Source organism: Streptomyces avicenniae, assembly GCF_000719135.1.
Lineage (GTDB): Bacteria > Actinomycetota > Actinomycetes > Streptomycetales > Streptomycetaceae > Streptomyces > Streptomyces avicenniae.
Genome location: NZ_JOEK01000004.1, coordinates 163611 through 175504 on the forward strand (window position 1 = coordinate 163611; position 11894 = coordinate 175504).

Annotated in this window: 10 protein-coding genes; 4 read left to right on the plus strand and 6 right to left on the minus strand. The window is 75.8% G+C overall.

Annotated features, from left to right (window positions below):
* The first annotated feature begins 72 nt into the window (after positions 1-72).
* On the plus strand, positions 73-588 hold the full coding sequence (locus tag IF27_RS09435) for a flavin reductase family protein (RefSeq protein WP_052848977.1): 516 nt from the start codon (positions 73-75) through the stop codon (positions 586-588).
* A 39-nt stretch (positions 589-627) separates the two neighbouring features.
* On the plus strand, positions 628-1746 hold the full coding sequence (locus tag IF27_RS09440; RefSeq protein WP_052848978.1) for an FAD-dependent oxidoreductase: 1119 nt from the start codon (positions 628-630) through the stop codon (positions 1744-1746).
* Between the two features lie 33 nt (positions 1747-1779).
* Here IF27_RS09440 and IF27_RS09445 read toward each other — a convergent pair whose 3' ends face one another.
* The 3 genes from IF27_RS09445 to IF27_RS09455 are packed head-to-tail and all read right to left on the minus strand — an operon-like array spanning position 1780 to position 6651.
* Positions 1780-2658 carry an alpha/beta fold hydrolase gene (locus tag IF27_RS09445; protein ID WP_052848979.1) on the minus strand — a complete coding sequence of 293 codons (879 nt, stop codon included), beginning with the start codon at positions 2656-2658 and terminating at the stop codon, positions 1780-1782.
* Between the two features lie 3 nt (positions 2659-2661).
* A complete protein-coding gene (locus IF27_RS09450) occupies positions 2662-5349 on the minus strand; it encodes a helix-turn-helix transcriptional regulator (RefSeq protein WP_052848980.1) in 2688 nt (895 codons plus the stop codon).
* A 51-nt stretch (positions 5350-5400) separates the two neighbouring features.
* Positions 5401-6651, minus strand: coding sequence for an MFS transporter (locus tag IF27_RS09455; RefSeq protein ID WP_110945718.1), 1251 nt, complete (start codon positions 6649-6651; stop codon positions 5401-5403).
* 153 nt (positions 6652-6804) lie between these two features.
* On the opposite strand from IF27_RS09455, the gene IF27_RS09460 reads away from it, so the two are divergent.
* The gene (locus IF27_RS09460) at positions 6805-7170 is read left to right on the plus strand and encodes an ArsR/SmtB family transcription factor (protein WP_052848981.1); all 366 of its coding nucleotides are present in this window, start codon (positions 6805-6807) and stop codon (positions 7168-7170) included.
* 21 nt (positions 7171-7191) lie between these two features.
* On the opposite strand, the gene IF27_RS09465 is transcribed toward IF27_RS09460, so the two are convergent.
* The 3 genes from IF27_RS09465 to IF27_RS09470 all read right to left on the minus strand — a co-directional run bounded on the left by IF27_RS09465 (position 7192) and on the right by IF27_RS09470 (position 10306).
* Entirely contained in the window at positions 7192-7599 is a 408-nt protein-coding gene (locus IF27_RS09465) for a hypothetical protein (RefSeq protein ID WP_052848982.1), read from the minus strand.
* 132 nt (positions 7600-7731) lie between these two features.
* Positions 7732-7902 (minus strand): hypothetical protein, encoded by a 171-nt coding sequence (locus IF27_RS30935; protein ID WP_190232883.1) that lies wholly within the window; start codon positions 7900-7902, stop codon positions 7732-7734.
* 67 nt (positions 7903-7969) lie between these two features.
* Positions 7970-10306, minus strand: coding sequence for a hypothetical protein (locus IF27_RS09470; RefSeq protein ID WP_052848983.1), 2337 nt, complete (start codon positions 10304-10306; stop codon positions 7970-7972).
* A 358-nt stretch (positions 10307-10664) separates the two neighbouring features.
* On the opposite strand from IF27_RS09470, the gene IF27_RS09475 reads away from it, so the two are divergent.
* Positions 10665-11858 carry a cytochrome P450 gene (locus tag IF27_RS09475; protein ID WP_052848984.1) on the plus strand — a complete coding sequence of 398 codons (1194 nt, stop codon included), beginning with the start codon at positions 10665-10667 and terminating at the stop codon, positions 11856-11858.
* Positions 11859-11894 lie beyond the last annotated feature (36 nt).

Genomic DNA, 11894 nt, shown 5'->3' on the forward strand with positions numbered 1-11894 from the left:
GCCCATGCCCACGCCCGCGCCCACCCCCAGACCCACGACGCCCGCCCCCCACCGCTCCGCCGGAGTCGCCAGGTGACCCGGGAGGCGGCGGCATGCCGGGCCGTCACCGCCGAGGAGTACAAGGCGGTGTTCCGCCGCCACCCGGCCGGGGTGGCGGTCGTCGCGTTCGCCCACGCGGGCGGCCTCACCGGCTTCACGGCCACCTCGGTGATATCCGTCTCCGCAGAACCGCCGCTCCTCGCGTTCTCCCTCGCCGCCTCGTCCTCCTCCTGGCCCGCGCTGGCCACCACGCCCACCGTCGCCGTCAGCTTCCTGGCCGACCAGCAGGACGACGTCTCCGCGCGCTTCGCCACCAGCGGCATCGACCGCTTCGCCGCGGGCGGCTGGACGCCGCTGCCGACCGGCGAGCCCGTCATCGACGGCGCCGTGTCCTGGCTGCGCGGCGCCGTAGAGGAGCGGACCCCGGTCGGCGGCAGCTACCTCGTCTCCCTCCGCGTCCTCGCGACCCGCACCCGCGCGGACGGCACGATGCCCCTCGTCTTCCACGACCGCACGTACCACCGCATCGGCACCCACTCGGCGATCTGAGCGCGGGCACGCACGACCGGGGCCGCGCGTTGGACCGGCATGACATCCCGTATCGCCGTGATCGGCGGCGGCCCCGCCGGTCTCACCTTCGCCCGCGTGCTGCACCGCCACGGTCACCCCGTCACCGTCCTCGAACGCGATCCCGCCCGCGACGCCCGCCCCGCGGGCGGCACGCTGGACCTGCACCAGGAGCTGGGCCAGCTCGCGCTGGAGAAGGCCGGGCTGCTGGCGGAGTTCCAGGCGCTGTCCCGCCCCGAGGGGCAGGCCATGCGCATCCTGGACACGGACGGGACCGTGCTGCGCGACTGGCGGCCCCGCCCGGGAGACCTGGCCAATCCCGAGATCGACCGCGGGCAGCTGCGCGACCTGCTCCTCGGGCCCCTGGACGTCCGGTGGGGGAGCGCCGTGACGGAGGTGGTGCCGCAGGGCCGGGACGGTGTGCTCGTCCGTCTCGCGGACGGGCGGGAGGAGACGTTCGACCTCGTCGTCGGCGCGGACGGCGCCTGGTCCCGGGTCCGCCGGGCGGTCTCGCCCGTGACGCCGCACTACACCGGCGTCACGCTGGTCGAGACCTCCCTGGACGCCATCGACGCCCGCCACCCCGACCTCGCCCGGCTGGTCGGCGACGGTTCCGTGGCCGTGTACGGCGTGGAGCGCGCGCTCGTCGCCCAGCGCAACAGCGGTGGCCACGTCAAGGTGTACGCCCAGTTCCGCGCGCCGCTCGACCCGGAGACGGACCCGGACCCGGCCGACGCCGAGGCCGTACGGTCGGCCCTGCTCGCCCGGTTCGACGGCTGGGCCGCACCCGTCCTCGACCTCCTGCGCCACGGCACCGCCTTCGTCCGCCGCCCCCTCCACGTCCTGCCCGTGTCCCACACCTGGGCCCACGTCCCCGGCGTGACGCTGCTGGGCGACGCCGCCCACCTGATGCCCCCGCTGGGCGCGGGCGCGAACCTGGCGATGCTCGAAGGCGCCGAGCTCGCCGAGTCCGTCGCCGCCGCCCCCCACGCACGGGACGAGGCCGTCCGCGCCTTCGAGGAGACGATGTGGGCGCGGGCCGGGCGGTGGGCGGAGATCACGACGGCCGGGCTGGAACGCCTCGTGAGCCGGGACCCCGCCCAGGCCCTCGCCCTCTTCGACGAGGTCCAGCCCTCCTGACCGCCCGCCAGGACGCGCCCAGGCCCCCGGCGCTCACCCGGCCGTGTGCGCGAGGACGGCGTCGGCCAGCTCCTCGTGCACCTCGGGCGGCAGCGTGTGCCCCATGCCCGCCACGATCATCAGCCGCGCCCCCGGGATCTGCTCGGCGATGAGCGCGCTGTGGCCCGCCTTGACCGGCTCGTGGCTGCCCTCGACGACCAGCGTGGGCGCCGTCACCCGGTGCAGCACGCCCACCGGCTCGAAGTCCGGCTCGGCCGCCCCCGCCAGCTGGTGGTTGACCACCGCCGCCAGGTCACGCGCCCGGTCGTGGATCCGCTCCTGGAGGCGCCGCGCGGCGTCCTCGTCGAACGGCAGCCCGGTGCCGTGCATCAGCCGCTGCTCGGCGATCATGGCGTCGATCGTGGCGCGCCGTCCCTCCGGCGGCGGGGCCGCCATCAGCGCCCGGTAGAAGGCCACGAACTCGGGCGAGGGCTCCGGCAGGCTCCCCTCCGGCTGCGGCTGCCCCAGCAGGGCCCGCATCAGCACCCGCCCCTCGCCGCCGCCCAGCGGCGAGGAGCCGATGACGGTCAGCGAACGCACCCGTTCCGGCCGCTCCACCGCGGCGAACTGGCCGAGCAGCCCGCCCGCCGAGTGGCAGACGAGGTGCGCGCTCGCCAGGCCGTGCGCGTCGAGCACGCGGTACAGGTCGTCCTTGATGTCGCGCCACGTGTACGGCCGCGCCGCGAAGTCCACGGTGCCCGACCTGCCGGTGTCCCGGTGGTCGTACCTGACCACCCGGCGGCCCCCGGCGACCAGACGGCCGACGAACTCGTCCGGCCACAGGACGCCCTGCGACATCGCTCCCATGACCAGCAGGATCGGCGTGTCCGTCGCGGCGCCGAACTCTTCACTCCAGATGTCCACTTCATGCATGTCTCAGAGCATGTCCTCTTCCCCCGCCGGTGCCTTCCGTAGAACTACCAGCCGCGCCAGTTCCGTACGGGAGCCGATGCCCAGCTTCGGATAGATCTTGTACAGGTGGTACTCGACCGTGCGCGGGCTCAGGAACAGCCGGGCGGCGATCTCCTTGCTCGACAGCCCGTCGGCGACCAGGCCTGCGATACGCAGCTCCTGCGGGGTCAGCGCGTCCAGCACCTGCGGGCGGGGGCCCTGCCCGCTCCCGCCCGCCGCCCGCAGCTCCTCCTGCGCGCGCCGCGCCCACGGCGCCGCGCCCGCCCGCTCGAACGTCTCCCACGCCGTCCGCAGATGCGCCCGCGCCTCGCCCGGCCGCTGCGTGCGGCGCAGGCGCTCGCCCAGCAGCAGGGCGGTCCTGGCCGCCTCGAACGGGTTGGTGTGCAGCCGCAGCGCCTCGCCGAGCGCGTCATCCGACGACTCGGCCAGGCCCCGGCAGCGGGCCAGCAGCGCGCGCGACTCGGGCGTCCTGGCGTGCGCCGCCCCCCGCTCGTACGCCGCCAGCACCGCCCGCGCGCCCGCCTCGTCGCCCGCGCCCACGGCGGCCTCCACACGGTCGGGCGCCGTCCGCCACGCCACCGTGGGATGCCCGACGCCGGGCCCCGCCGCCGCGAGCGCCGTGAAACGCTCGTGCGCCGCGACGTGCCGCCCCTGGCACAGGTCGAGCAGCGCCAGCGCGTACGTGGCGACCCCCGCCCGCAGCCCCACCCGGTGCGGCACGGCGATCGCCAGCGCCTCGCGGGCCTGCCGTACGCACGTCCCCTCGTCGCCGCGCAGCGCCGCCACCACCGCCAGATTGGCCAGATGCGCGGCCACCGTGTTCCCGTAACCGGCCTCGCGCGCCAGCTCCAGGCCCTCCTCCGAGACGGCCCGGCTGCTCGCCAACCGCCCCGCCATGCGCTCCGCCGTCGCCACGAACTCCAGCACCACGGGCAGCTGTCCCGTCATGCCCGACACCCTGGCCACCCGCCCGGCCCGGTCGATCATCTCGGTCGCGAGATCCGTCTCGCCCAGCTGACCGGCCGCCGCCGTCGCCCACAGGAAATCGGCCGCCTCCTCCAGCTCGCCGACCCGCCCCAGCGCCCGCCGCAGCAGGGAGGGACCTGCGGCGTCGCCGTCCAGCGTCAGACCGATCCCGGCCACCGTGTCCCGCAGGAATCCCTCCGGGTACGCCGCCGCGCGCCGCCCGAGCCGGACGACGGCCGCCGTGTCGCCGACGTACGAGGCGGCCTCCACGGCGTCGGCCAGCATGCCGAGACCGTCGCCCGCCGCCAGGATGCGCACGGCCTCGGCCGCGTCGCCCGAGGTCAGCTCGAACCTGCCGCGCAGCTGGGCGATCTCCAGGGCGAGCCCGGCGTCCGCGCCGGCCTGCCCGCGTGCCTCCGCCAACAGCGACTCGGCCTGCCCCGGGCGGCCACCGAGCCAGGCCGCGACGGCGGCGTCCTTCAGCCGGACGGCGCGGACGCGCGGCTCCGGGGTCAGCCCGGCGGCCCGCGCCAGCGCGCTGGCGGCGGCGGCGTACCCGCCGCGCCCACGCGCCCGCTCCGCGGCGGCGACCAGCTCGGCGGCGACGCGTTCGTCCTCGCCCACGGCGGCCCCCGCCAGGTGCCAGGCCCGGCTGTCGCCCTCCGTCTCCTCCGCCAGCACGGCGTGCGCCCGGCGGACGTCGGCGGGGGTGGCCGCCTCGTGCACCGCCGACCTGATCAGCGGATGCCGGAAGCGCACGCGCGTGCCCGACAGGTCGGCCAGCCCCGACTCCTCCAGCTCGGCCAGCGCGCCCCGCCCGGCGCCGTCCCCCGGCCACGCCGCACGCCCGGCGGACAGCCGCTCCGTGGCGCGCAGCACCGGGCCGACGTCGGCCTCCATGGCGGCGGCCAGGGCCAGCAGCCCGGCGGGCGCGGACAACGCGGCCACCCGGTCGCCGAACAGCCGGGCCCCGCCGGGCAACGGGTCGGGCAGCGGCTCACGTCCGGCGCGCTGCTCCGGCGTCAGGCGGGCGGCGATCTCGCCCAGGGCCAGCGGGTTCGCGCGCGTCAGCGTGACGAGTTCCCGCGCCACTCCGGGCCGCACCCCGTGACGGGCGCTCAGCATCTCGGCCGCCGCCGCCTCGGGCATGCCGCGCACGTCCACCGTCAGCGGCACGCCCTTCACGGGGGCGTCCCCGCGCACCGCGAACAGCATCGCGATCCGCTCGGTCCCCAGCCGCCTGGCGGCGAACAGCAGCGCGTCCGCCGAGGCGCGATCGACCCACTGGACGTCGTCCACCACGCAGATCAGCCCGTCGGGCACGGCGGCCTCGGCCAGCAGCGAGAGCACACCGGCGCCCAGCAGGTACTGGTCGCCGACCCCACCTGAGACCAGCCCCAGGGCCGCCGCCACCGCGTCGCGCTGCGGCGCGGGGAGCGCGTCGAGCGAGCCGGTCACCGGCCGCAGCACCTGGTGCAGCGCCGCGAACGCGAGGTCCGACTCGGGCTCGACGCCTGTGGTGCGGAGCACGCGCATCGCGCCGCCCCGCCCGGCCGCCGCGTCGAGCAGGGCGGTCTTGCCCGCGCCCGCCTCGCCCCGCAGCACCACCGCGCCGCCGCAGCCGTCGCGGGCGCGCCCGATCACCTCGTCGAGCGCGCTGATCTCAGCCGATCTGCCATAGAGCACGGACAGCCACTCTAGGAGACCTCCCGCACCGCGCCGGGCGCCGGGCGCCGGTCAGCCGTGCCGCGCGAGCTGCCGACGGGTGGCGGCGACGGTGACGCCCCCGGTCAGCGCCAGGCCCGTGAGGACCGCGGCGAAGACCGTCGTGCCCGTGGTCGGCCCGGCGGCGTCGCTCAGGTAACCCGCCGCGACGGGCAGCGTGCCCGCCAGGAGGTAACCGCCCGCGTTCAGCGCCGCGTTGGCCTCCGCGAGCCGTTCCGGCGGGACGGCGTGCCCCAGCAGCGACAGGCCGCCGAGCTGCCCCAGGCCCTGCCCGGCGCCCGCCAGGACCGCCGCGGCGTACAGCGCGGGCGCGGACGAGGCGTGGACGGCGACGGTCAGCGCCCCCATGCCCGCCACGGTCGCGACCGCCCCCGCCGCCAGCACCGTCGCCCGCCGCAGCCGGTGCACGGCGGCCTGCGCCCCCGTCGCCGCCAGGAACATCACGAACGCCGTCACCCCCGCGACCGTCCCGCTGCGCGTGCCCAGCACGTCGGCCAGCAGCGAGGGGCCGAGCGACAGGACGAACGAGGTCGCCGTGATGCCGGGGCCGAACACGGCGACGCCCGTCAGCAGCAGCGTCCTGGCCTCGCGCGGCACGCGCGGCAGCCGCGCCCAGGGGCCGCGGGCGCCCGTGACACGACGGGGCACCGGCAGGCGCAGGACGGTCACGACGGCCGACACCAGGATCACCGTCTCCACCGCGAAGACGGTCCGCGCCGGTGCGGGCGCCACGTCGGCCAGCACCCCGGCGAGCAGCGGCCCGAGGCCCGCGCCCAGGACCATGGCGCACGACGCGAGCAGGGCCGCGAGCCGCCGCCGGTCCGCGCCCGCGACGTCCGCCACCGCCGCCATCCCCGCGGAGACGGCCGCGCCCACCGCGATCCCGGTGAGCAGCCGGGCGACGATCAGCGCGGCCACCGAGTCCGCCGTCGCGAAGAGCGCGCAGGCCGCCAGCCCGAGCGCCAGCGCCGGGAGCAGCACCGGCTTGCGGCCGAGCCGGTCGGACAGGACGCCCGACACCAGCAGGGAGCCGAGGAGCCCGACGATGTAGAAGGCGAAGACGACGGTGAGGGTGCCCTTCGAGAAGCCGATGTCCCGCTGCCACAGGACGTACAGGGGCGTCGCCGCGTTGGACAGCGTGAAGACGGCCGCCACCGGCCAGGCCGCGGGCCACACCCGGCGCCGTGACGGCCCCGCGCCGCGCGCCGCGGTGCCCTGCCAGGTGGGTGGCCCTGTCCGGTCGGTGGGGTGTCCCGTCGGCATGGCGTCTCTCCTTCGTTCACGACCGGCCCAGCTCGGGGTCAGTACGAGGAAAGTCGAACTTAGCATGCGCTGTACGAGAAAAGTCGAACCATGGTCGCTGTACGATCGGACTCGTACGGCAGGAGCCGACCGAGGAGGATTCCCGTGCCACCCGTGACGACAGGGCGCGCCGACCGCGTGAGGGTGCTGCCCGAGCCGCCAGGCCTGCCCACCCCGCTCCCCGAACCCGCCGTGGACGCGCTGCGCCTCGAAGCCGTCATGGGCGCGCTGAGCGACCCGCTGCGCCTGCGGATCGTGCGGACGCTGCTGCTGGAGCGCGAGGAGTTCGACCACCCCTGCGGCTGGTTCGCCCTGGACCGCCCCAAGTCCTCGCTCACGCACCACTTCCGCGCCCTGCGCGACGCGGGCGTCCTGCGGCAGCGGCAGTACGGGCTCGAACGGCGCAGCGAGGTCAGGATCGCCGACCTGGAGGCACGCTTCCCCGGCCTGGTCGCCCTCGTCGCCGCCTGGACGCCCTGAAAGGGGCGCGGGCGTGCCGGGTCACCCGTCCGACGGGGCCCCGGCGGCGACGGCGGCGAGAGCGGCGTCGTAGCGCAGCGGCTCGCGGAGGTCCCCGCGGTACTCGGAGAACAGCGCGCGGCGTGCGCTCACCAGGCCGCCGGTCGCGACGACGTACCTGAGGTAGTCCTCCAGGCAGGTCACCCGCGAGTGGTCGCTCTCGACCCAGTGGTCGCCGAGGAGCATCATCCGCCAGTCCGCACGGTCCGGCTGGACGACGAACGACATCGCGTAGGAGAGGTCGATGGCGTCGAAGTGCCGCACCATGCGGCTGAATGCGTTGTCGCCGTAGACGGCTCCGGCGAATGCGACCTCCGGTTCCTCTCCTTCCCCCCAAGCGAGCGGGGCCAAGGTGAACTCCTCGTCGAACAGCACCGTCTCCAGCGGCATGATCCTGATCGCACCGTCGAAAAGGCCGGGGCCCGGGATCGTGCACGGGTCCCGTCCCGCGATGCGTCCACGTGTCTCCTCGTCGAGGCCCGACGTGTGAGATCAGTAGAGGCTGGCACTGCCGAGTGACCGCTAGAACCGGCGCAGTGACGGCGGCAACGGCGTTCCGAGCCGGATCTCCGCCGCCCTGACGGATTCCTCGGGAACGGGGTCACCGACCTCGAAGGCGAACAGTTCCCGCCCGAGATCCCGCCGGATCTCCTCGGCCAGCCCCACCAGTTCGGCACGGAAGTCGAACTCCATGACAGGCGATCCTCTCGTGGTGGACGGGGACCCGGGGTGTGGCCGTGAGCCCTCGGCGCCGGCCGTGTCAGGGGCGGAGGAGCAGGTCGATCCCGGTGCTGTCGAGCCACTCCCAGAACTGCCGGTGGTCGCCGATCTCGCGTTCCTTGTACGCCCAGTGCGCCACGGCCGGGTTGCCGCCGCCGTCGAGCACGTCCAGGTCGAGGAGATACATGTCGTAGTTGCTGGTGCCCACCGCGTGCACGAACCGGTCCGGCGCGAGGCCGTCGAGGCGTTCTGCCACCACGCTCCAGGGGTCGTCGCCGAAGAACTGGAGGGTGTTGCAGTCGAGGCCGCCGCCGACGCGCTCCCAGCCGTTGTCCAGGCCGTGATGCACCGCCCACAGGTCACGCACCGGCCGCGGGACCGGGCCCGCCAGCAGCGGCACGACGGCGGCCGGGTCGGCGGCGTGCGGGGCGGAACCGACCACGACCGACAGGCGGAGGTCACGCTCCGGGTCGGCGAAGCGGTCGAGGGAGTCCGGTGTGTCGGCGAGCGGCTCCGACCTGTCGCCGTCGCGTCTCCAGACGAGGTAGCCGAGGGCCGGGGCGCCCTGCTCGTCACGCAACAGGGCCAGGCCCAGGGTCCGTTCGTGGACGGCCGTGACGAACCCGGGGGCGAGCCCGGCGACCGGCGCCCACACCTGTGTCAGCGCCCGGGTCAGCCCGGCGCCTGACGGGATGCCCCACGGGTTGTCGGGGAACGGGACGTCCCCGGCGCCGCCACGCAGGAACAGCCCCTCCACGGTCGAACGCCTGCTGCCCCACCGGCCGACGACGAGTTCCTGGACCAGGTCGAGGCGACGGCCCGCCAGCATCGCCCGTTCCACCCGCGTCAGCCGCGCAGGGTCGTCGTCCGCCGCGCGGAACGCGGTGCGCAGGGCGGCGGCCACGGCGTCCGTGACCGGTGCCCCCGGTGCGTCCGCCACGGCGTCCTCCGTACCCGTGGCCTGCGCGGTGTCCTCGCCCACGCCCTCGAACGTGACCCCTGGCGCCCGCTCCGGCAGGTCGCCGAGGTCGGTGACCCGCGTCCCGCGCAGGTTGACGAAGCGCAGCGCGGGCAGCGTCGTGACGACCGAGAGGTCCAGGACCGGACAGCCCACCAGGCCGAGCACCCCGAGCGTCGGCATGCCCGCCAACGGCGACAGGTCGCCGACCCGCGTCCGGTGGACGAACAGACGGCCGAGACGCAGCCCGGCCAGCGGCGTGAGGTCGGACAGCGGCCCGTCGAGGACCGACAGGTCGGACAGCCGCGTCAGCCCGGCGAGCGGCGCGAGGTCGGTGACCCGGGTGTGGTCCAGCTCCAGGCTCCGCAGCTGCCCGAGCCGGGCGAGCGGCGCGAGGTCGCGGACCGGCGCCTCGATCGACAGTTCTTCGAGCCCCCGCGCCTGGCACAGGGCCGCGGCGAGCGCCACCAGGTCGATCTGGACGCGTGAACGCACCGACAGCCGGCGCAGGTTCGGCAGCCGCCCCAGCGGCGTCAGGTCGGAGGGCCGGTGCAGGGTCAGGTCCAGCCCGTCCACCGCGTCGAGCGCGTCCTGCGGGACCGGGCCGTGGCCGACGCCCGTCGCCGAGCGGACGGCCCACTCGACGCTGCGCTCCGGCGGCAGGCTGACCTCCTGGCGCGGCGCCCGCGCGTAGGCGTACCTGGCGGGGTTGCCCTTCGTGGGGTGGGCGTCCCGCTCCTCGGGGGACAGGGCGGCACGCCACCGCTCGTGGTCGCGCTCCTCGGCCGCCAGCCGCGCCCGTTCGAGCCGCAGGCGTGCGCGCTCATGGGGCGTGACGGTCGGCTCGTCGCGCTGCTCGCCGAAGATCGCGGCGAGCAGGCGTTCCTCCGGGTTCGGCTCGTGGAGCCCGGGGAACCGTTCCTGCTGCTCCCGGCCCGCGGCGCTGCCCGGGTGCCAGAAGGCGGCCTCGGCGTCGATCGCCCGCTGTGCCTCGGTGACGGGCAGCGGGGCGAGCTCCCGGTCGAACCGGTCGAGGGCGGCCCGCCCGCGTGCCCGTGCCCCGGCCTGCGCCGCGTCCCGGTGGGCCACGTAGGCGTCCCAGTCGGCGGCCGGGTCGGTCTCCGGCGTGTCGAGGCGATCCAACACGAACGTGAACGCCTCGATCCCCGCGAGCCGTTCGTGTTCCGTGGTGATCCGGTCGCGCAGCGCCGCGTGCGTGCGGGTGGCGGGATCCGCGGTGAGTCCCGTCTCCGGCAGCGGGGCCCCGGCGACGCGCACCTGATCGGCGCGTACCTCCGCCGAGGTCCGTCTGCCGAAGACCGTGACCTCGACCTGGACGCGGTCGCCCACGTGCGAGCGGAGCACCGCGGGCAGACCCGCGAACGGGCCCCCGGTCAGTTCGACTTGGATCTCGTCCATATGATCGAACGTTAGCTGAAGCGATCATCACCCGGCGGACCGGCCCTCCCGGGCGCACACCCCCCCGTCCGGCGCCCGCGCCGCGTCAAGGAGCGGTGCGCCCACGCGGGCGCGCGCCACGGCGGCGGCCCGGGACCCCTGGGGCCCCGCCCCACCCGTGGGGCACATGCGCCGGGCGGCACACGGCCCCCGCGCCCGGACGGCCATCCCTTCCCCGCCCCGCGCCGGTTACGGGCGCCGAGCGGCCTTTTCGCTCCATCGGGTGATGTTCGCGGCCGGGCGCCATGGGGTTTCCCGGCCGGGACCACCCTGAAGGAAGAGGCACCCAGGCGCTCCGAACGGAAGGGCACCCCCCGCCATGTCCGAGCAGCACGAGCCCCTTTCCTTCCCCTTTCCCGAGACCGGCGGCATCGCCGTCCACCCCCGCTACGCCGCGCTGTACGACCAGCCCCTGGTCCGCGTCCGCATGCCCTACGGCGACGACGCCTGGCTGGCGACCCGGCATGCCGACGTCCGGCAGGTCCTCGCCGACCCGCGCTTCGGCATCGTCGCCTCCCGTGGCCAGGACCAGCCCAGGGCCAGGCCGGGCGCGCGCGTCGGCGACGGCCTCTTCTCCATGGACCCGCCCGACCACACCCGCGTCCGCTCCGCCGCCGCACGGCACTTCACCGCCCGCCGCATCGCCCAACTCAGGGACCGCGTCGCGGAGATGGCCGGGGGCCTCGTCGATGCCATGGCCGCCTCCGGCGCCCCCGCCGACTTCATGGCGGCCTACACCATTCCGCTGCCCACCATGGTCATCTGCGACCTGCTCGGCATGCCGCCCGAGGACCACGAACGGGTCTGGGCCTGGGGCAACAGCATCATGTCCAACACCGCGACGGCCGAGCAGGTCGCCGCCGACTTCGGCGCGTTCATGGCGTACATGCGCGACGGCGTCGAGCAGCGCCGCCGCGCGCCGGGCGACGACCTGCTCACCACCCTCGTCCAGGCGTGCGACGAGGAGGAGCGCATCACCGAACGGGAGATGCTCGGCCTCACCGCCGACCTGCTCGGCGCCGGGTTCATCACCACCACCAGCGAGCTGACCAACTTCCTGTACGCGCTCCTCACCCACCCCGACCAGCTCGCCCTCCTGCGGGAGCGGCCGGGGCTCGTGCCCGGCGCCGTCGAGGAGCTGATGCGGTACGTGCCCGCGCTGAGCGCCACGTCGCTGCCCCGCTACGCGAACGAGGACGTCGAGGTCGGCGGCGTCACCGTCGCCGCCGGTGACCCGGTGCTCGTCGCCATCTCGGCCGCCAACCACGACCCGTACGCGTACGAGGACCCCTCGCGGCTCGACATCCGCCGCGAGGGCGCCCCGCACCTCACCTTCGGCCACGGCCCCCACTACTGCATGGGCTCCCACCTGGCCCGGCTGGAGATGCAGGTGACGCTCGAACTGCTCGTCCCGCGCTTCCCCGGCCTGCGCCTCGCCGTGCCGGACGAGGAGCTGCGCTGGCAGCGCGGACGGCTCATCACCTGCCCCGAGGAACTGCCGATCGCCTGGTGACGCGCGGACGCCCCCGGACTCCCGCCGCCGAGGCGG